The organism is Streptococcus salivarius (assembly GCF_009738225.1).
GTDB lineage: Bacteria > Bacillota > Bacilli > Lactobacillales > Streptococcaceae > Streptococcus.
In genome coordinates, this window is the sequence record NZ_CP018187.1 from 1,396,612 (window position 1) to 1,415,466 (window position 18,855).

The 18,855-nt window shown below is 39.2% G+C and carries 22 protein-coding genes; 2 read left to right on the forward strand and 20 right to left on the reverse strand.

Annotation, left to right across the window (positions count from 1 at the left end):
• Positions 1-51: 51 nt before the first annotated feature.
• The 5 genes from BSR19_RS06805 to BSR19_RS06825 all read right to left on the reverse strand — a co-directional run bounded on the left by BSR19_RS06805 (position 52) and on the right by BSR19_RS06825 (position 4,163).
• Positions 52-816: an amino acid ABC transporter ATP-binding protein gene (locus BSR19_RS06805; RefSeq protein ID WP_002885262.1), complete on the reverse strand. Its 765-nt coding sequence runs from the start codon at positions 814-816 to the stop codon at positions 52-54.
• An 11-nt stretch (positions 817-827) separates the two neighbouring features.
• Complete coding sequence (locus tag BSR19_RS06810; RefSeq protein WP_151404834.1) at positions 828-1,514, reverse strand: amino acid ABC transporter permease; 687 nt, start codon at positions 1,512-1,514, stop codon at positions 828-830.
• A 3-nt stretch (positions 1,515-1,517) separates the two neighbouring features.
• Positions 1,518-2,210: an amino acid ABC transporter permease gene (locus tag BSR19_RS06815; protein ID WP_048790057.1), complete on the reverse strand. Its 693-nt coding sequence runs from the start codon at positions 2,208-2,210 to the stop codon at positions 1,518-1,520.
• 69 nt (positions 2,211-2,279) lie between these two features.
• Positions 2,280-3,146, reverse strand: a complete 867-nt coding sequence (locus tag BSR19_RS06820; RefSeq protein WP_004182285.1) for a transporter substrate-binding domain-containing protein — start codon at positions 3,144-3,146, stop codon at positions 2,280-2,282.
• Positions 3,147-3,164: 18 nt separating this feature from the next.
• The gene (locus BSR19_RS06825; protein WP_156246861.1) at positions 3,165-4,163 is read right to left on the reverse strand and encodes a uroporphyrinogen decarboxylase family protein; all 999 of its coding nucleotides are present in this window, start codon (positions 4,161-4,163) and stop codon (positions 3,165-3,167) included.
• A gap of 382 nt (positions 4,164-4,545) precedes the next feature.
• Here BSR19_RS06825 and BSR19_RS06830 point away from each other — a divergent pair, with 382 nt between their 5' ends.
• Entirely contained in the window at positions 4,546-5,028 is a 483-nt protein-coding gene (locus BSR19_RS06830) for a glutathione peroxidase (RefSeq protein ID WP_156246862.1), read from the forward strand.
• Between the two features lie 105 nt (positions 5,029-5,133).
• Here the strand turns inward: BSR19_RS06830 and BSR19_RS06835 are convergent, their stop codons facing one another.
• From BSR19_RS06835 to BSR19_RS06905, 15 genes are all read right to left on the reverse strand, one after another.
• Positions 5,134-5,394 carry a SemiSWEET family transporter gene (locus BSR19_RS06835; protein ID WP_008534978.1) on the reverse strand — a complete coding sequence of 87 codons (261 nt, stop codon included), beginning with the start codon at positions 5,392-5,394 and terminating at the stop codon, positions 5,134-5,136.
• A 274-nt stretch (positions 5,395-5,668) separates the two neighbouring features.
• Complete coding sequence (locus tag BSR19_RS06840) at positions 5,669-6,814, reverse strand: FtsX-like permease family protein (protein ID WP_156246863.1); 1,146 nt, start codon at positions 6,812-6,814, stop codon at positions 5,669-5,671.
• Positions 6,815-6,817: 3 nt separating this feature from the next.
• Positions 6,818-7,498 (reverse strand): ABC transporter ATP-binding protein, encoded by a 681-nt coding sequence (locus tag BSR19_RS06845; protein ID WP_156246864.1) that lies wholly within the window; start codon positions 7,496-7,498, stop codon positions 6,818-6,820.
• Positions 7,495-8,070, reverse strand: coding sequence for a TetR/AcrR family transcriptional regulator (locus BSR19_RS06850; protein ID WP_156246865.1), 576 nt, complete (start codon positions 8,068-8,070; stop codon positions 7,495-7,497). The genes BSR19_RS06845 and BSR19_RS06850 overlap by 4 nt, the downstream gene beginning before the upstream one ends.
• A gap of 148 nt (positions 8,071-8,218) precedes the next feature.
• Positions 8,219-9,142 carry an aldo/keto reductase gene (locus BSR19_RS06855; protein WP_156246866.1) on the reverse strand — a complete coding sequence of 308 codons (924 nt, stop codon included), beginning with the start codon at positions 9,140-9,142 and terminating at the stop codon, positions 8,219-8,221.
• A 97-nt stretch (positions 9,143-9,239) separates the two neighbouring features.
• Positions 9,240-10,454 carry an ABC transporter permease gene (locus tag BSR19_RS06860; protein WP_156246867.1) on the reverse strand — a complete coding sequence of 405 codons (1,215 nt, stop codon included), beginning with the start codon at positions 10,452-10,454 and terminating at the stop codon, positions 9,240-9,242.
• Positions 10,451-11,344, reverse strand: coding sequence for an ABC transporter ATP-binding protein (locus BSR19_RS06865; protein ID WP_156246868.1), 894 nt, complete (start codon positions 11,342-11,344; stop codon positions 10,451-10,453). Before BSR19_RS06865 ends, BSR19_RS06860 begins: the two co-directional genes overlap by 4 nt.
• Positions 11,345-11,355: 11 nt before the next feature.
• Positions 11,356-12,156 carry a DUF3169 family protein gene (locus BSR19_RS06870; protein ID WP_197092239.1) on the reverse strand — a complete coding sequence of 267 codons (801 nt, stop codon included), beginning with the start codon at positions 12,154-12,156 and terminating at the stop codon, positions 11,356-11,358.
• Positions 12,153-12,362: a helix-turn-helix transcriptional regulator gene (locus BSR19_RS06875; RefSeq protein ID WP_021143931.1), complete on the reverse strand. Its 210-nt coding sequence runs from the start codon at positions 12,360-12,362 to the stop codon at positions 12,153-12,155. Before BSR19_RS06875 ends, BSR19_RS06870 begins: the two co-directional genes overlap by 4 nt.
• A gap of 13 nt (positions 12,363-12,375) precedes the next feature.
• A complete protein-coding gene (locus BSR19_RS06880; RefSeq protein ID WP_156247087.1) occupies positions 12,376-12,684 on the reverse strand; it encodes a hypothetical protein in 309 nt (102 codons plus the stop codon).
• A 502-nt stretch (positions 12,685-13,186) separates the two neighbouring features.
• On the reverse strand, positions 13,187-13,789 hold the full coding sequence (locus BSR19_RS06885; RefSeq protein WP_156246870.1) for a nitroreductase family protein: 603 nt from the start codon (positions 13,787-13,789) through the stop codon (positions 13,187-13,189).
• A 129-nt stretch (positions 13,790-13,918) separates the two neighbouring features.
• Positions 13,919-14,779, reverse strand: a complete 861-nt coding sequence (locus BSR19_RS06890) for a VOC family protein (protein ID WP_156246871.1) — start codon at positions 14,777-14,779, stop codon at positions 13,919-13,921.
• 133 nt (positions 14,780-14,912) lie between these two features.
• Positions 14,913-15,362 carry an Rrf2 family transcriptional regulator gene (locus tag BSR19_RS06895; protein ID WP_156246872.1) on the reverse strand — a complete coding sequence of 150 codons (450 nt, stop codon included), beginning with the start codon at positions 15,360-15,362 and terminating at the stop codon, positions 14,913-14,915.
• Positions 15,363-15,541: 179 nt separating this feature from the next.
• Complete coding sequence (locus BSR19_RS06900) at positions 15,542-16,405, reverse strand: alpha/beta hydrolase (RefSeq protein WP_118172360.1); 864 nt, start codon at positions 16,403-16,405, stop codon at positions 15,542-15,544.
• The gene (locus BSR19_RS06905; RefSeq protein WP_145517259.1) at positions 16,392-17,684 is read right to left on the reverse strand and encodes a PTS sugar transporter subunit IIC; all 1,293 of its coding nucleotides are present in this window, start codon (positions 17,682-17,684) and stop codon (positions 16,392-16,394) included. The genes BSR19_RS06900 and BSR19_RS06905 overlap by 14 nt, the downstream gene beginning before the upstream one ends.
• A gap of 248 nt (positions 17,685-17,932) precedes the next feature.
• On the opposite strand from BSR19_RS06905, the gene BSR19_RS06910 reads away from it, so the two are divergent.
• Positions 17,933-18,853, forward strand: a complete 921-nt coding sequence (locus BSR19_RS06910) for an ABC transporter ATP-binding protein (protein ID WP_156246873.1) — start codon at positions 17,933-17,935, stop codon at positions 18,851-18,853.
• Positions 18,854-18,855 lie beyond the last annotated feature (2 nt).

The following is an 18,855-nucleotide window of genomic DNA, read 5'->3' on the forward strand; positions in this document are numbered from 1 at the left end:
AAACTAAACTCGTCTTTGTTTTTTTCATTCTTAATTAAAACAGCAGATTTTTTAAATCATATATTCCAAATCATAACTAGCATCAGAAAGAATACGTGCCAAAAATTGTTGTGTACGTTTTTCTTTTGGTCTGTAAAAAATGTCTTTTGGACTCCCCTCTTCGATGACATGACCACCATCCATGAAAACGACATGATTAGCTACATCTCGTGCAAACCCCATTTCATGAGTCACAACTACCATTGTTGTTCCTTCATGAGCAAGTTGTTTCATAACATCCAGAACATCCCCAACTAGTTCTGGATCAAGGGCTGATGTTGGTTCATCTAATAAGATAACCTCCGGCTTAACTGCTATAGCCCTGGCTAAACCAATACGTTGTTGTTGTCCACCTGAAAGTTGTGATGGGTAGTAATCTTTAAAATCCAGAAGACCAACTTTTTTAAGTGCTTCTTCAGCAATCTGTTGCGCTTCACTTTTAGGAACTTTCCTAGCAATCACTAAACCTTCCAAGATATTCTCGATGGCAGTCTTGTTTGCAAATAAATTGTAGTGTTGGAATACAAAAGCTGTCTTCTTTCGGATATCTAAAATATCTTTCTTTGATAACTTATCCAAAGAGTAGTCCTTACCCGAAATTGTTAATTGACCTCCATCTGCTTTCTCCAAGTGATTAAGGCAACGTAAGAAAGTTGTTTTTCCTGAACCTGATGGTCCCAAGATGACAACCACGTCTCCCTGTTTCACTTGTAGATTAACATCAACAAGAACCTGACGATCTCCAAATGTTTTTGATATATGTTTAGCTTCTAGCATAGTGACTCCCTCTATGTAAATTGCAATTTTCTTTCTCCAAGGTTAAAGAGAACTTGAATAATACCACAAATGATTAAATATAAAATGAAGATGACAAAATAAGATTCAAAATATTGATATCCATATGCTGCTTCAACTCGTGCAATTGCGGTAATATCTTTTATCGTCATAACAAAGACAAGTGACGTTCCTTTCACAATATTGATAACTAAGTTACACAAATTGGGAAGAGCAGACTTAAGTGCCTGAGGAAAAACGATTCTCAGATAAGCTTGTCTTGTTGTTAAACCTATGGCTTGTGCAGCTTCTAGTTGACCTTTATCAACAGTTTGTAATGCTGATCGAATGATTTCCGATAAACTTCCTGTCGTCATCAAGCTATAGATAATAAAAGCATAGTAAAGCGGATTAACTTTGAAGACATCTATGTGACTCCCAATTCCTTTAAAAAATTGATTTAACAAACTAGGGAACAAACTATAAAAAAATAAAATTAACAGAATTGGAGGTGTTGCACGAATAAACGCAAGATAAACAATTGAAAAAGTCTTAACACCTCGTACCTTATAAATTTGACCCAAAGCGAGAAATAAAGCAGGTAGAAAACTCAATAGAATAGCCACAACCATGATCCCCAGTGTTACCGGAACACCATATAAAGCCTTGATAAAGGTATCTATTATAAAAGTAATATTCATTTTTTACCTCTCTTTTACACTCAATTGTTGCTCTGCTATCCTAGAAATCAACGATAGAATTAATGCTATTCCCCAATAAACAAAGGCAACAGCTGTATAAGTCTCCAAAGAATAATTTCCTAAATGGCGACTAATCAAAAGGTTCCCTTTGCCCATTACATCAATAAAACCAATCGTATAAGCCAAAGCTGCATCGCGCATAAGGTTAAGTATAGCTGTTGTAATATTTGGTAAAGCAACCTTAAATGCTTGAGGGGCAATAATTCTTACAAAGGTTTGTTCAGAAGTAAGCCCAATACTAAGCCCAGCTTCTAATTGTCCTTTAGGGATTGCTTGATAAGCTGCTTTAAATACTTCTGATATCATTGCTGAAAATAGGAGAACCATAGTCACAAGAACAAATATCAATTTAGACCAATCATTTATATCCAATCCTAACCACCAATTAAGAAATTCTGGAACTCCGTAAAATACCAAGAATAATAGCACAATAGGTGGGGTACAGCGTAAGATAAAAACATATCCCTTAGCTAAATTCTCTAAAGCTTTATCCTTAGAAAGGCTTGCCCAAGCAATTAATCCTCCTAATAACGACCCAAGTAAAGTCGTTAATAAGATAACCAATAATGTCATCGGTAAGCCCTTTATGATTTCAGGTAATGCTCCAAAAACTTTTGAAATGTCATAATTGACCATAATTTCTCCTAACTAAACTCACTTCAGAAGCTTATCAAAACATCCTACTTTTACGACGTTACAATTTACTTATTTGTCTACGTATGAGAAGACATCCTCACCAAAGTATTTTTTAGATAACTTTTCAAGTGTACCGTCTTCTTTTAGTTCCTTAATTGCCTTAGTATATTCTTTTGAAAACTCTTCATTCTTACTATCACGATGCAAAAGTGGATATGTTGGAATTCCTTTATAAGGGAACCAAGTCAATTTATCTGCATATTGATGATACGCACCGTCTTTATCAGTTACAGCCTTTTCAAAAGATAATTTAATATCAAAGTAAGCATCATAACGATTTTCCAAAACCCATGCATAGGCATCTGAAACTTGGAAAGATTCCGCAGATGTTAACTCAATTGGTTGATCTTTATGCTCATCGTTGTAGTCTTTGATAACATTCCACTGAGCATTTTGTGGTGAGATTGGCACCAAGCGACCATTTTGTTTTGCAAAATCAGAGATATTTTTATATTTATCTTTATCATCCTTACGAATGGTAAATCCAATAATACTTGCTCCAATTGGATCTTTAGGAATAATAAACTTTTTAGCACGTTCATCTGTGTACCACGCGCCCTTCGTACCAATGTCATATTTACCTGACTCTAAACCAATCAAAAGATCATCATCACTTGTTCCAGTATATTCAAATTTGTACTGTGGAAGCTTTTTATCAATTTCCTTTAATACAGCTACCTCATAGCCATCAGAATTACCATCCTTATCAACAAAATCATAAGGAACATAGTTTTGAGTATGGGCAACTTTTAATGTTGTTACCTTTCCAGAATCTGATTTTGCTTTTTTATCTCCTGTTAAGCTACGTCCAATAACTGTAGCCCCAATAAGTGCTACAACAACTGCTCCACCAATAATCCATGTCTTTTTACTCATATTAATCTCTCCTTTTTCTTACAAAATTGCTGCTTCACGTACCCATTCAATACGCTCATGGTTAATATCACTTGGAATCGTGCAATCAGCACCAATGATTAACCCTTGGGTTCCAGTATCAGCAATAATCTCCCTAACCTTTTCTTGAATAGCTTTTTTAGTTCCAGTATATAGAAGACCGTCTTTTCCATTTTCAAATCCTCCAAGAACTGTGCGACCTCTAAAAATGTTAAGACCTTTTGCCAAACTAATTCCTTCAGGACCGACCGCCCAATTAACTACCTGAGCAGGATAATCTTTAAAGAGTTCGATGTTATTACGGGCTCCTTCGTAACCGCAAATATGTAGAATATTATGTCCTTTGGCTCCATTAGCTGCTTCTAAAACCTTTAATTCACTTGGAGCAATAATTTCTTTATAAATTTCAGTGCTAACTCGCTCATCTTGAATACTTTGAACACTTAGGTAAATACCATCAGCACCTGCTTCTTCAATCACCCTCTGACTAAGACTCGCAATGTCTTCGCCAATAACATCTAAAACATGCTTCAAAGCTTTTCGGTTTTCCACAATGTAATCTGCGATAAGATCATCGCCACCTGAAACTTTTCCAACTAACCATTTTAAATAAGTAACCGGAGCGAAGATATTGTAAATTGCAACAATATCTTCAGGAAAATCAGCAATCAGACTTTTTACAAGTTCGACTTGTGCAGAAATCCAAGGATGATTTGCACCTAAAGGTTCAATCGTTTGCAAATCACTGATTGACTTAAAATCTTTAAAAGCAGGTTGTGGGTATGCGAAGAAACCATCACTCATCAATTTAACAAAATCAGGTTTGACTTCTTCAATAAATTTTTTATGACCAGCTTTATTTTTATCAATAATTTCTGGATTTTCAAAACCATGTAACCACTCGTCTTCAGTAGTAAAATGATGCCAAAATCCTACTGGGACACGATCAACACTTTCTCCACGAAATGCTTTCAAAACTAACTCTCTTTTTTCTGACATAAGAAACTCCTTTTCTTTTATCCTAAAATCAACAACTCAATGAATTCACCTAAAATACTATAATCTCTTATTATCATTGGTTGCTTCAAAACTGAATGACATTATCTTATCAGAGATTATAACATCCGAAAAATAAAGAAATGTTATCCCTAGCCATAAATAAAATTTATGATATAGTAATCTAAATTACGTTAAATCCTATTGTTACTTCTTTTAAGCATATATACCTACATAGTATTATTACCATCAGCTATAAGTAATTCTTAACACCAAGATAGAGAATTACTATCACAAACATAATTTAGTCTCTAGTCTTCCTGGAGAATCACTTCTCTGACTAACTTTGCTATAATAGTCTCAAACAAATAAAAGGAGATTTTCTATGACATCCTTATACGATTTTACAGTTTCAGATCAAGCTGACCGACCCGTGTCTCTCCAGGACTATAAGGGCAAGGTCGTCTTAATCGTCAATACAGCAACAGGATGTGGTTTGACGCCACAATATCAGGGCTTGCAGGAACTTTATGACAAATACAAAGACCAAGGATTCGAGATTCTTGATTTTCCTTGTAATCAGTTTATGGGACAGGCACCTGGTAGTGCTGAAGAAATCAATAGCTTTTGCACCCTCAATTACCATACGACCTTCCCTCGTTTTGCCAAAATCAAGGTCAATGGTAAGGAAGCAGAGCCACTTTTTGATTGGCTTAAAAAAGAAAAATCCGGACCCCTTGGGGCTAGAATTGAGTGGAACTTTGCAAAGTTTCTGATTAACCGTGAAGGACAAGTTGTCGAACGCTTTTCTTCCAAAACTGATCCACTAAAAATGGAAGATGCTATCAAAGTTCTTCTTAATAACTAAAAATAAAACGAGAGTAAAACTAGAACGACAATCTCTGACTGTCGCTAGTTCTGCTCTCGTTTTCTGCGTTAAGAAAAATAGTATAGAAAGAAATTTCGCTTTATTTTAGAACAAAGCTGTCAATGCTGTAATTAAACCAAAGACGATACCTGGCGCATTTGCAGCAGCAAGGGGAAGGTCACGTTCTTTTTTAAAGAGACCATAGTAAACCCAAAGGCTACAGTTGATAGCCGCTACCAAAGGTTGGATAAAGTTTCCTTTATGACCAGACAGATTGTCCATGATTTGTGGTACGTAAGATACGTACATCATCACTGACATAAAGGTTGCTACCCAACCAAGGGTTTTCATTTGTTTATCAGACATTCGAGACTCCTCTTTTATAAATTTTTTCTTTGTACATCTTAAAAAATAGTACAAGGCATGTTTTAATGCACTAGAATTAAAACAGTGTCTATCTTACACTTTTACAATAGAGAATTCAAGAATTTTGGGGCAATGTTAAAAACATGTAAACTATCACAAGATTGTGATTGGTCACAATCTTGTGATAGTGAATTTAGTCTCTTATCTAGCGTTTTCATAATATTATCTTTTAATCCTTAGAATAATAGACTCTTTATGATTGATTATAACGAAATCATTCTGCTAAGAGTACTTCTTTGATGGTTTGTTTTTGGAGTTTTCTGTTGGATAGATAAAAGAGGCTTTCATAAACCACAGCAAAACCGAGCAGGGTCCAGAAGCAAACGTTCCAATCAAAGTTATGCTCAATCTTTTCAGGAACGGTGTCTTTGATCACACCAATCAAAATTTCCATGATGCCGTATTGATAAGCCGTCCCAAGGGCAAATCCTAGATAAGCCCAGAAACGATAAGGAGCGAGAATATGACTTTGGCATTCACAATCGGTGTAGCCAAAAGCCTTCATCAAGGCTAAGGTTTCGCGACTTTCTGAAACGACAATCCCCAATGACAAAAAGAGAATGGAAAAAGACAAGATCAAGCCAATCATGATCATCATGGTTTGGATGATATCATCTGTGTAATCCCTTAGGCCAAAGGACAATTGAATCATGGCCGCAAAACACATGGAACCAAAGACCACAAAAAACAGGATCGATTTTCTTCCCCAAATCAGCGACGAGGACAGCTCTTTTAGGAAGGATTTCTCTTTCTTGGGGGCCCTCTTTCTCCTTTTGACCTTAATCGGTGTTGGAGATTTTTTCAATAAGCGAAGGGCCGGCGTTTGTAGTTGTCTTCTAGCATAGCCAATAGCAAGGACCATAAAGAAAGTCGTTGGCAGCATCACCAAAGCAAGCAAGAGCTGCCAGTGAAAATGAATGGTAATTTCTGGCAGAATTCCCTTTTCATTTCGAAAGTCATAAAAATGTCCCATCATAAGAAAAGAAGCGAAATAGCCAAGAAGAGCCCCAACTCCAAAACTGAGTCCAAAAGCCCAAAATCGTTTCGCCAACTGGCCATTGCTATAGCCTAAAGCCTTTAAAATCCCTAATTGTTCCTTGTGGTCATCGACAAATTGTTTGATATAAAAACACATGAGAAGGATCGACGTCAAGGACAAGACAACCCCACTGACCATGGCCACCATCCAAGATAGCGAAACCTGGGCATCATAGTAGGTCTGAATCATGGGATTGGTTTTAGAAATCTCCAACTGCTCGATATCAAGATAAAAATTCAAGAAGAGATTGGCCACAAATACCGCACAAGCCCCAATGATACTGACGACAACTAATTTTCGAATATCTTTTACTGAAAACATGGCTTACCATCCAATCTCATAGGCAGTCTGAGGCTGATCATTGGTCACAACTTGGGTAATCTTGCCACTATTGACACGAATGATGGTTCTGCCCATATCCGCAATATTTTGGTTGTGCGTCACCATAATCAAGGTAAAGCCAAGCTTTTCCTTCAGTTTCCAGATATAGTCAAGAATCTTGCGCCCTGTTTCTTCATCGAGGGCTCCCGTCGGCTCATCTAAGAAAAGAATCTCTGGCTTTTTGGCCAAGGCCCGAGCAATAGACACTCTCTGCTGTTCCCCACCAGACAATTCACTCGGATACTTGTCCAGCTTATCACCAAGCCCCAAATCTTCGATGATCTGCAAATAATCATGACTGCTTGCTAGGTCAGCTCCCATCTTAACATTTTGTCTAACCGTGAGATTCGGTAATAAATAATACTGCTGAAAAATAAAGGCAATCTTCTCACGTCTAAAGGCTGTCAATTGAGCATCCGTGAGCTGAGACAAATCCTGCCCTTGAATGAGAATATGCCCCTCATCTACCTTTTCTAATCCGGATAATACGTTTAAGAGGGTTGACTTTCCTGATCCAGAAGGACCTAGGATAACCACATCATCCTGGTCTTGAATCTGCAAGTCAATCCCTTTTAAAACCTTGGTTTGGCCATAACTTTTGTGAACATTTTCTAGTTGAATCATTTCTTTCCTACCATTTCTTTGATGAGAGATTGACAAACTTCTGTCAATAAACCAATCACTTCTTCCATGCTGAACTGATAAATGCCAGAAGCAACCATAGAGGCCATCCCGTGTGAGTAGATAAATAAATGCTGGTACAAGCGACTAGCCTCCTCTAACGTCAATGGATAGTCTGCTACAATCGATTCCAGAACCAATTGGTAACTATGATCCTTCATGGGAAGAAAATCTTGAAAGCGACGAATCGGATCTGTGCTAGGATTTTGGAAAAGCAATTGAAAGAGTTTGGGCTCTTTTGAGGCGAACAGGATATAAGCAACCCCGACAGATCGAAAAGGCTTCTCATCTTCTAAAGCCTTTCTTATATACTCCACCACTACCATTTCCGCAGCAACAATAACTTCTGCTTGTAACTCAGACATATTAGCAAATTGCCCAAAAATGACTCTTGGTGTGGCTCCCAGTTTTTCGGCTAATGCTCGAGCCGTCAAACTAGCCAGGCCCTCTTCTCTCACCAATTGTAAAGCTGTCCCAATCATAGTCTCTTTACTAAATTTAACCTTGGGTGGCATAAGACTCCTTTCGCGCAACAGTTGTTACGCAACATGTGTTGCATAAAGAATACCATAACAAAGTAAGACTTGTCAAGAAAAATTCGTAAAGTATAAAACAAAAGACCAGCCCGCTAATACAAGTGAGGGCTGGTCTACTAATAAGATTCTAAGGCAAATCATTGCCTGCAGCAAGGTAGATTTGGTACCATTCCTTGCGCGTTAGGGTCACTGTTGCTGCTTTCCCTGCTTCAAGAACATGCTGGGGTTTGGTTGTGCCAATGACGGCCTGCATCTTTCCCGGATAGCGGAGAACCCAAGCAAGGGCAATCGCTGTCGGAGTGACCTGGTATTTTTTCGCCAAGTCATTGAGGACGTGATTGAGGGCCGCAAACTCTTCCTTGCCAACAAAATTCCCCTTGAAATAACCATGCTGAAGGACAGACCAAGCTTGAATCACCGTATCGGTTAAGCGACAATACTCAAAGACACTGCCATCTCGCACGGCTGCTTTTGGTCCTTCCATATTGACATGAAAACCAGCTTCAAAGCTTGGTGTAAAGGCGGCACTCAACTGCAACTGGTTGACCTTGAGTGGTTGTTTGATAGCCGTTTTGAGCAATTCTATCATCATAGGATTTTGATTGGACACCCCAAAATGACGGACCTTGCCCACTTGCTCCAAGTGATCAAAAGCTACCGCCACTTCTTCCGGCTCCATGAGGGCATCCGGTCGGTGAAGGAGGAGACTATCTAAGCGCTCGATCTGCAGACGCTCGAGGATGCCATCGACAGAGTCCAAAATATAGTCCTTAGAAAAATCAAAATAGGTAAAACCGTCTTTGCGAATCCCACACTTAGACTGGATCCACATCTGATCCCGAAGTTCCGGACGGCGCTTGAGAACCTTCCCCAGCAGGACCTCACACTGGCCATCGCCATAGATATCCGCTAGGTCAAAGGTGTTAATCCCAATCGACAAGGCCGCCTCCACCAAGGCCTCCACCTCATCTTCACTCATCTGACTGATTCGCATCATCCCAAGGACAATCGTGGACAGACGCTCATTTTCAGCAAAATCAATATACTTCATCTCTGCCTCCTTTTCTGTATCTCTATTGTAGTGAAAAGGGTTGCAAAAATCAATTTGAAATCAAAAAGCCCTCAGCTGTAACTGAGAGCTTGTTTGATTAGCGATAGCTAAGAGCACGTTTGATGGTCTTCCATGGTCCGAGATCATCGGTCTGGAGGATTAAACTCGCATAGATACGGGCAATAAGCACTGTTCCCACGATGGTAAAGAGGACCGCAATTCCCAATGAAGCCCAAGATTCAAGACCAGTCGCATAGCCATTGATGGTACGGAAAGGCATGAAGAAGGTTGAGAAGAAAGGAATGTACGAACCAATCTTCAATAAGAAGACATCACCGGCACTTCCCAAGGTGGTTACCCCAAGGAAGCTAAAGATAACTAACATCATTAGTGGCGAAATCGCTTTCCCTGAATCTTCAGGTCGTGCAACTGTGGAACCTAAGAAGGCAGAGAGCACCACATACATAAAGATCCCAAGGATAATGAAGAAGACCGTATTGAGCGAGATTGACTCTGCTAGGTGCTGGGTAATTGGAGAGTTTGGAGCGAGAAAATCCTTGACAACAGGGATATCTGCTCTAAAGATCCAAACAGCTACTAAACCAATCACATAGACAAAAATATGAGTAAAGATCACTCCGAAGAGTCCGAGCATGCGTGCGAAGAAATAGTCGGTTGCTTTGATACTAGAGAAGACCACTTCCATGATCTTGGTTCCCTTTTCACTGGCCACTTCTTGGGCTGTGATACTAGAGTAGAAGATCAAAATCATATAAAGCAACATTCCTAGACCACCTGCAACCATGGTCTGCACCATTTTCAAGCCTTCTTTTTTCTCATCAATTTTTTCTTTGAGAGAGACCTGTTGAGACAAGGCTGTAACTTGCTCTTTACTTAGATTGGCACGCGCTAGATTAATCCCTTGTTGAACTTGGCTTAATTTTGCGGCGACAAGGGTTTTCAATTCTGTTTTCATGGCTTGGTCGCCCACATAAGTGGCTTCTAGCTGGCCATCTTTTTCATCGACTGTCAAGTAAGCAGCTGCTTTCTCATCCTTGATGGCTTTTTTAGCTGCAGCTTCATCTTTGTAGTCTAAGGTCAAGCGATCGGTTCCTTTGAGACCTTCTTTGACAGCTGGCACTTCGGTCACCAAGACCACCTGATTCTTCGCATCTGTAGAAGAATCCGTTAGATAACCGATTCCAATGCCCAACCCTAAAATGATGAAAGGGCCCAAGACCATGAAGAGAAAACTCCATGATTTCACTTGTCTGATATAGGTTTCTTTCATTACGACAAACATCTGTTTCATACTTCTACTCCTGATTCAAGTTTAAAGATCTCATCAATAGTTGGAGCTTGGTGGTCAAAGGTCGCAAGGTAGTGGCCCTTGGTCAAGCGATCAAATAATTCTGGACCCGCTGACGCGTCATCCAAGATCAACTTCCAAGTTCCTTGCTTGGTCATGCTGACCTTGGTCACGTGTGGCAGAGCTTCTAGCTCTTCTTTGCTAAAGTCGTTAGAGACAAAGAGGCGAGTCCTGCCATAGCTATTCCGGACCTCTTGGACAGGCCCTGAAAGGACCACCGAACCATCACGGATCATCAGGATATCATCACACAACTCTTCGACGTTGGTCATGACGTGGTCAGAAAAGATAATGGTGGCCCCACGCTCTTTTTCTTCAAAGATGACCTGCTTGAGCACTTCTGTGTTGACCGGATCCAGCCCACTAAAGGGTTCATCTAAAATGATCAATTTAGGCTCATGGATCAAAGTGATGATCAGTTGCACCTTCTGTTGGTTCCCTTTTGAGAGGCTCTTGATTTTATCAGTCAATTTCCCTTTTACTTGGAGTTTTTCCATCCAGGTCGGTAATTTTTCCTTGACCTCGGCAGTGCTCATTCCTTTTAAGGCAGCCAAATAACGGACCTGCTCAAAAATCGTGAGTTTTGGCATGAGACTACGCTCTTCCGGCAAATAACCAATTTCTTTGTAAGTTTCTTGCGTAATCGCTTTGCCATCTAGGCGGATCTCACCGCTGTAGTCCAAAAAGCGCAGGATGCTGTGGAAAATGGTGGTTTTCCCAGCCCCATTTTTCCCAACCAAACCAAGGATATGCCCTTGTTGAGCAGTCAGATCCACTCCAAAGAGGACCTGATTATTGCCAAAGCTTTTTTCTAAATTTCTAATTTCTAACATGAATGACTCCTTTACTCTTTATAATAACGTTTGGTAATCTTGTATTGTGAAATAAGGATATAAATATAGAGAATGGATACGACCAACAAAGCCAATAGGATATCCGTCTGGAAGGCAATTCCAATGATTAAGAGAGCAATGAGAAGGCTCGGCAAGATATAATTGCTTAACTTGACGACCACTTCGAAATTTTCCTCGTAGCTAATCTGTTTTTCAGCTTCATCCATCCTACTCATCATAAATTCCCGCACTTCCTTGGCATTGGCATTGCGAGGGATTTCCATACCATAAATCAATTTAAAAGTCTTACGATAGAGTTGGTCAGCCACGACAAACATAGCAAATAGGCTAACAAAAATATAAAACATGGTGTAGCTTCCAAAGATATGCATATACGTTCCTGTCATCTTATCATCAAGAGAGTACTGTTGAGTATAAAAGATAATCACAAACATATAAGGTATCAGCAGAATCCCTTTGAAAATCGTAGCCAAGTCGTAACATTTTTTCATCTGACTTTCAAATATATAAGCCTCCTCATCTTCTGTTTCACTCATCTTGTAATAAGATTTTCGTGACATCAAAAGTAAGGACAATACAATCGCAAAAATGATTAGAAAAAGAATGAAACTCCCTACATACAAGTCCTCTTTATCAAAAAGATTTTGCAATTCAATACTTGTTTTCGATCCAAACATGCCTGTCAAAACTCCGATGACTCCTCCGATCAAACCAGAAACTGTAATGATCCCTACATTTCTCCAAAAACGGTAACGTGGAGATCGTTCTTGTTGTTGCTTTTTCATAATCATTCCTCTTCCTCTACAAGACTAAAAACATTTTCCACAGGCTCTTTAAAAACCTGGGCGATGGTGATGGCAATAATTACAGAAGGGGTATATTCCCCTCGCTCCAAGAGACTGATGGACTGGCGCGAAACCCCTGCTAGCTTAGCTAGCTCGGATTGGTTGAGCCCATCACGCGCCCTCAGCTCTTTCAGTCGATTTTTTAAAATCATGGCTTTCGCCCCCTTATAGTTGAATACCTTGAATATCTTCGATGCGGACTAATTTGGTTTCCCTCTGTTGTTTATGATTCACACGAGTCAGTTTGACCCAATCTTCATCGATATCTATAATTTCATACTCAAATCCAACACCATCTACTGTAACAGTGGCCGTTTGGCCTTTCAATTCTTCTAAAAGTCTAGACATGTCTTGATTTCCTTTCACTTGTTTTTCTAATCGTCTGATGCGTTTGTTCAACCTTTTTATCTTCTTTTCTGAGCTTGCATAAAATATAACTATAAAAGGGATAAAAAGAATCCATATGGCTCCCATAAGAATACCTCTCCTTCTTTCGTCTAAAACTATTGTAACGCTTCTTTTTATTTTTGACAACTATCTTTGTCAAAAATAAAAAGAATATTGTCAAAATCATTGGAAATATGATATAAATAACACAACTTTTCTAACATCTTATATCACTTCTCCTTCAAAAAAATGACTTAGAAAAATTGATATGCAAGATGCCCTTACGCAAGCGCCTGAAACCAAATAGTTTCAGATACTCGGAAGTTGGGAGAATTGTCTTAGCCCGAGCCTAAAAATTAAAAATCGAGGATTCAAACTTTACTCATAGAATTTCTTAGAAGGCCGCTGATATTTGCTATCACCTAAGGGAAGTTTTAAAATTCAAGCTATAACTTTCCTTGGGTATTACTATTTTTAAGATAAAAAAATAACAAGATTTCTCAACCCTGCTACTTTTTTGTCTTATCATTATGATTTTGTTCAGTCAGTATGTAGCCTACTGGCAAGCTGACTGACTAAATTAAAGTGATTATTTGTCGCCAAAAACTTTGAAGCGACCTTCTGTTTGAATGTCTTTATCTCCTGCTGGTGCAACGATTTGACCAAATGGCGCTTGAGCACGGAGTTTCCAGTTAGCTGGAATGTCGTATTTTTCAGCCAATTGGGCATCCACAAGTGGATTGTAGTGTTGTACGTTCATGCCGATATTCTTCTCAGCCAAAGCCAACCACGTCGCATAAAGGGCGATTCCGTGACCTTGCTCTGACCAAATTGGGAAGTTTTCAGCGTAAAGTGGGAATTGCTCTTGAAGGCCTTTCACTACATCTTGATCTTCGTAAAAGAGGATTGTTCCCTTAGCTTGAGTAAAACCTGCCAAACGTTCTTTTGTTGCCTCAAAAGCTTCTGCTGGCGTTACTTTTTCAAGCTCTGAATAAGCGATTTCATTCCAGAAAACATCTGACTCTTCATCCAGCAAGATCACCACACGTGATGTTTGTGAGTTAAAGGCTGTCGGTGTGTTAAGAACAGCTCCTTGAATGGTTTCAATCAATTCTTGGTTAGAGAGCTCAAGGTCTTTTCCCAAAGCATAAATTGAACGACGTTTTGTTTGTAAGTCTGTAAAGTAGGTCATAGTTATTCCCTCTTTCTTTGTGATGAATGTTAATTGTTAAAATTGTTAAGCTTATTTGTAATAACTTTGATTACAATAACCATTATAGACCTTTCAAATGTAATGTCAATAGTTACGACTCGAAAATCACTAATTATTAATATTTTTTCTTACCCGTGTCAAAATACCATCATTATCCTCGAAGATTAACGCATTAGAAGATAACCATTTGACCTCTGCTCCACGATTCTTAGCACGTTCTGCTATGGTAATCAAATCTTCTTTGTCTTCTACTTCAAGGACGTAGTAGGCAAGACCAATCATCCCTTTGTCACGTTTGGCTAAGTTTTTGCCACCCCATTCATTGACAGCCAAGTGGTGATGGTAATCACCTGAAGCAATCCAACTAGCACTTGAAATGGTAAACTTATCTGCCAGCTCCAAAACATCCTGATAGAAAGCCGTTGCTAGCTGACTATCTTTGACCGATAAATGAATATGCCCCATACGAGTATCCTTAGCTATCACAAAAGGCTCAACTTTGCGTCCCATCTCGTAAATTTCTTGAGCTGATAGTTCTTCTGTTACACCAACGATGCGACCATCCTCACGAATATCCCATTCAGCAACAGGCTTGTCTCTATAGAGCTCAATACCATTGCCTTCAAGGTCTTCCAAATAAAGGGCTTCACTATAACCGTGGTCAGCTGCACCGACAAATGGATAATCTAGCTCAGCAATATGTTTGAAAACATCTGCCAGATCCTCGCGAGACGGCAACAAAATCGCCATATGGTAAAGACCATAACTAGACTTGACCGCTTCCTCACGATTGGTTTCAATCAAGTGAACTAGCGGCTTGTTTCCAGCACCCAAAACAACTTCTGTTGCAGTTTGAGATAGGATTTCAAGTCCTATAACCTGTGTATAAAAGGCTGTCTGACGTACCAAGTCCTTCACATTGAGTACCGCTTCTGCGAGGTAAATCTTACTATTGTAGTCGTATGTCATATGATTTTCTCCTTTGTTGTAACTATATGAATTACATTATAACTTTTTTCTATTGTCACGTCAATCATTACAACTTGGAAATTAAAAAAGAAACCGAAAAACTTTCGATTTCTTATAGTTTAAAATCTAAAAATCAAACTCCAGCTTCTTTCCAGTTGGCCTTAGCATCCTTTAAAATACCAGCCAAAGTTTTCTTTTCGAGTTCTTTTTCCATTGCCATTTGAACGTCTTCTAGGCTCTGATCCAAAATCCCATGGATATTACGTCCTACTGGACACGCTGGATTAGGATTGTCATGAAAACTAAAGAGTTTGCCACTTGGACCGATGCTATCCACCGCACGATAAACCTGCAAAAGGTTAATCTCCTCTGATGCCTTGGCTAATGTGGCTCCTCCACTTCCCCTTTGAACTGAAATCAAGTCTGCTTTCTTCAGTTGCGACAAGGTTTTACGGATAATAACTGGATTAACCCCAACACTACCTGCCATTAAATCACTGGTTAGCTTAGTTTCATTTCCCTTATTTTGTGCTATAAGGGTCAAAATATGAACAGCAATGGTAAAGCGACTTGGTATTTGCATATCAGAACCTCTCATTCATCTTTTTCTTTTCAATCAATTATAACAAAACTAACGTTGTAAAACAAGGAGTTACAACAACTTAAAGAGTTAGTCTTACACAAAAAAATAGAGTCATCGTAGACTCTATTCTTTTGTATTTGATAATAACTAACTAGACCAATAATACATAGTATTCTAGCCTATTGAGGTTCTAGATTGGTCTTTTGCTTCTTACGAACACCTTGTCCTTCGATATGTTGTTTGATTAGTTCCACTACTTCATCATTGGTTGGTAAATCCGAGTGTTGGGCATCTTCACCTGTAACAGTGATTTCAGTATAACTTTTTGCCTGATTCTGATAGATATATTTCCCAGCGGACACACTAGCATCGGGAACCAATTCGTCCGAATCATAGGTGATGGTTCCCGCTACCGAATAGACATGTAGGGTAGACGGAATATTCTCCTTAGCAGCTATAAAGTCTGCTAGCATGACCGATTTATTTTTAATATTGGTTTCAGTGAAATTATAGGGCGTTCCGATAGTCATCAAAGAATTTATTTTGACATCGTAGTCGCTAAGATAATTTTCAATAAAAGCCGTATAAATCAAGCCACCATTTGAATGCCCCAACCCTTTAAAATTATTGAAATTGTATTTATTCTGCAAGGCTTCAAATGCCTGATTCATCATCTTGGTTTGTTTCTTGATATTGTAATAGCCATCTTTGTTATTCTCAAATCCAATAACAATGACTGGCTCGTTATCCTTATCCTTGATTTTACCCTCAAAGGTAATCCGTCCATTGTTCCAGACCTTGACTTTGAGAAGGCTATGCTTGACACCACGACGGTCTTGATTGAGTTTACGTACTAGGCCATCGAATCTATTTTCCGTAGCGGAGCTCCCTGGAATCATGATAATGGGAGACAATTTTGAATTATAGAAAGTCTCTATTTCCTTGATATTTTTCCTAGTCCAACTATAGGATGGGACGGCTAGCCCAATGAGAAAGAAAGCAACAAGGATAAAGACCAACTTAGTTTTTTTATTTAGTTTCAATGCTCTCTCCTTCCTCTTTTAGACCGTGTTGTACTTTATTAGACAGACGCACAAATGGAATAAAGATAACAATGTCGACTGCAAAACAGAGCAGACTAACAGCAAGAGCTCGTAAACTACCCCCAGTTCCGATAAAGGCGAAAAGAAGACTTGGTGTACCATCTGGAACTGGATAAACCGCAGCTGGCATAAGATGAATAGCCAAGGCCACCGCAGCAATGGCCATATTGATCATAGGTGCCAATAGGAAAGGAAGCAGATAAACTAAATTAAGCAAGACTGGTATCCCCACCATAAATGGAGCCCCATTGTTAAAGAGACTAGGAAAGACACTTAGAAGACTCACCTTCTTATCCTTATAACTGGTTGATGCTAAAAGCAGAGCCACCAAGAGGGCTAGCCCTGAGCCAATGCCAGCAACCAAGCCATAACTATGATAAAGATTTGTTAGTGTGTAAAGGTGGGGAAGCCCAGTCGTCGTATGATGGGAAACAGCATAGGTCAAATTTTCCAAGGCAAAACTATCCTCGGCAATTGAATTTAGGGCAAAAGCCTGACTATTTCCAATCCAAGCAGAAAAAGTGTTCAAAAGTCCCATCATAAAGGTTGAGAACAGGTGATTATCAGTTACAGTAAAGGTAGAGGTAACCTGCCTAATCGTCAGAAAAACATTATCTTGCTCTCCAATCACAAAGAGAATGTTAAGTCCAATAGCTAAAATGAGTGACAAAAAAATGGGACGGACGGTCTTTGGTTGATAAATATAGTCCTTGTCCACAATCTGATCATCACTAGCTCTTGAAAAGCGAAAAATCTGGCCAACCAGATAGCCAACAAAGATAGCCAACATAATGTTGATTGAAGCCGGTAAATTGATACGAGTCAAAACACCATCGTTTAGTGGTGACAGCAACAGCTCCTGCGATCCTATAATTAAGCTAACCAAAAGGGATGTCACACCAGCTGTACCAGTACTTCTACCATAGTGACCAGCTGTGTATTTTCCTGCAAAGTAGGTTGATAAGGGCCCGGCTAAGCCACCAAGAAAGTTGGAAAGATTAATGAGCACCTGCCCAGTTATCTTAAAGGCCGGTAACCAGTCAGAAACTGAAAACAATTGGTTAATATAACCAAGCTCCGAAAAGACAGATAGTGAAATCACCCGAATAATTCCTGAAAACAGAAAGAAGGGGAAGAGCGAAACCAAGGTTTTCTGCGTAATTTGGACGAAGCCTCGCTCACGAAACCAGAGAAACCTCTGGACCAAATAGTTTGTCATAAAAGACTCCTAGTAAAAGGCAAAATAAACTTTACATTCAACGTTTTTCTTCATTATAGCACAAAGAGAGAGGCCTTACCTTAATCGTGAGTTAAAGCACATACTATCAGAATTTAGTCACCACCATTTTCATGATTTCTTGAAAAATTTAAGAAATATTTGAGAATTTCTTGATGTTTATTTAATGACTTTATACTACAATAAAGATGAAAAGAAAGCGGTATCAAATAAGCGAAAGGAGGCTTATCATGAAAAAGGTACTTGAGGTCAGACATCTGACTAAACGTTACGGCCAACACCTAGCACTCGACAATGTAAACCTGACCTTAGAAAAGGGTGAGGTCTATGGCCTTATCGGAAGAAACGGGGCAGGTAAGACAACACTGATTAAAGTCATCACTAAACTCATCCGCCCTAGCCAAGGCAGTGTTTCCCTCTTCCACTCTACCTCCAAATCAGAGTGGACTCACGCACTGAAACGTGTTGGTTCTGTGATTGAAACACCAGTTGCCCTGAATCATCTCAATGCATGTCAAAACCTACGTTACTACTGCAAGATTCATCACGTTCCAAATCCTGACAAGGTCATTAATGAAATCCTTGATACAGTTGGACTTGGACACACTGGCAAGAAAAAATTTCGTAGTTTCTCACTGGGTATGAAGCAACGTCTAGGTATCGCTATTGCACTGATTGCAAAACCAGACCTACTTATTTTAGATGAACCGATTAATGGTCTCGACCCAGTTGCTATCAAAGAATTCCGCCAAATGATTAAAAAATTGAGCGAAGAGCAAGGTATGACAGTTCTCATCTCTAGCCATATCTTGTCTGAACTCTATCAAGTTTCAACCCGCTTTGGCATTATTGATCACGGTCACATCATCCGTGAAATCACTAAGGACGAATTCGAACATCTCAGCGAAGACTATATCGTTCTTAAAACTAACCAATTAGCCCTGGCTAGTCGCATTCTCCAAGACCAACTCCATCAACACTTCAAAGTGGTTAACAGCGACAATGAAATTCATATTTTTGACAAATCCCATGTTATAAAGGCAATTGTCAAAGAGCTGGTTAAACAAGAAGTTGACATCGATGAAATTTACTACAAACGTCAAGACTTAGAAAACTACTTCACACAACTAGTAGATTCAGAAAGGAGGTAGAG

Excerpts from the sequence above, each read along its gene's own strand:
- BSR19_RS06805 (WP_002885262.1), bottom strand. The coding sequence starts at position 816 with ATGCTAGAAGCTAAACATATATCAAAAACATTTGGAGATCGTCAGGTT.
- BSR19_RS06810 (WP_151404834.1), bottom strand. The coding sequence starts at position 1,514 with ATGAATATTACTTTTATAATAGATACCTTTATCAAGGCTTTATATGGT.
- BSR19_RS06815 (WP_048790057.1), bottom strand. The coding sequence starts at position 2,210 with ATGGTCAATTATGACATTTCAAAAGTTTTTGGAGCATTACCTGAAATC.
- BSR19_RS06820 (WP_004182285.1), bottom strand. The coding sequence starts at position 3,146 with ATGAGTAAAAAGACATGGATTATTGGTGGAGCAGTTGTTGTAGCACTT.
- BSR19_RS06825 (WP_156246861.1), bottom strand. The coding sequence starts at position 4,163 with ATGTCAGAAAAAAGAGAGTTAGTTTTGAAAGCATTTCGTGGAGAAAGT.
- BSR19_RS06830 (WP_156246862.1), top strand. The coding sequence starts at position 4,546 with ATGACATCCTTATACGATTTTACAGTTTCAGATCAAGCTGACCGACCC.
- BSR19_RS06835 (WP_008534978.1), bottom strand. The coding sequence starts at position 5,394 with ATGTCTGATAAACAAATGAAAACCCTTGGTTGGGTAGCAACCTTTATG.
- BSR19_RS06840 (WP_156246863.1), bottom strand. The coding sequence starts at position 6,814 with ATGTTTTCAGTAAAAGATATTCGAAAATTAGTTGTCGTCAGTATCATT.
- BSR19_RS06845 (WP_156246864.1), bottom strand. The coding sequence starts at position 7,498 with ATGATTCAACTAGAAAATGTTCACAAAAGTTATGGCCAAACCAAGGTT.
- BSR19_RS06850 (WP_156246865.1), bottom strand. The coding sequence starts at position 8,070 with ATGCCACCCAAGGTTAAATTTAGTAAAGAGACTATGATTGGGACAGCT.
- BSR19_RS06855 (WP_156246866.1), bottom strand. The coding sequence starts at position 9,142 with ATGAAGTATATTGATTTTGCTGAAAATGAGCGTCTGTCCACGATTGTC.
- BSR19_RS06860 (WP_156246867.1), bottom strand. The coding sequence starts at position 10,454 with ATGAAACAGATGTTTGTCGTAATGAAAGAAACCTATATCAGACAAGTG.
- BSR19_RS06865 (WP_156246868.1), bottom strand. The coding sequence starts at position 11,344 with ATGTTAGAAATTAGAAATTTAGAAAAAAGCTTTGGCAATAATCAGGTC.
- BSR19_RS06870 (WP_197092239.1), bottom strand. The coding sequence starts at position 12,156 with ATGATTATGAAAAAGCAACAACAAGAACGATCTCCACGTTACCGTTTT.
- BSR19_RS06875 (WP_021143931.1), bottom strand. The coding sequence starts at position 12,362 with ATGATTTTAAAAAATCGACTGAAAGAGCTGAGGGCGCGTGATGGGCTC.
- BSR19_RS06880 (WP_156247087.1), bottom strand. The coding sequence starts at position 12,684 with ATGGGAGCCATATGGATTCTTTTTATCCCTTTTATAGTTATATTTTAT.
- BSR19_RS06885 (WP_156246870.1), bottom strand. The coding sequence starts at position 13,789 with ATGACCTACTTTACAGACTTACAAACAAAACGTCGTTCAATTTATGCT.
- BSR19_RS06890 (WP_156246871.1), bottom strand. The coding sequence starts at position 14,779 with ATGACATACGACTACAATAGTAAGATTTACCTCGCAGAAGCGGTACTC.
- BSR19_RS06895 (WP_156246872.1), bottom strand. The coding sequence starts at position 15,362 with ATGCAAATACCAAGTCGCTTTACCATTGCTGTTCATATTTTGACCCTT.
- BSR19_RS06905 (WP_145517259.1), bottom strand. The coding sequence starts at position 17,684 with ATGACAAACTATTTGGTCCAGAGGTTTCTCTGGTTTCGTGAGCGAGGC.
- BSR19_RS06910 (WP_156246873.1), top strand. The coding sequence starts at position 17,933 with ATGAAAAAGGTACTTGAGGTCAGACATCTGACTAAACGTTACGGCCAA.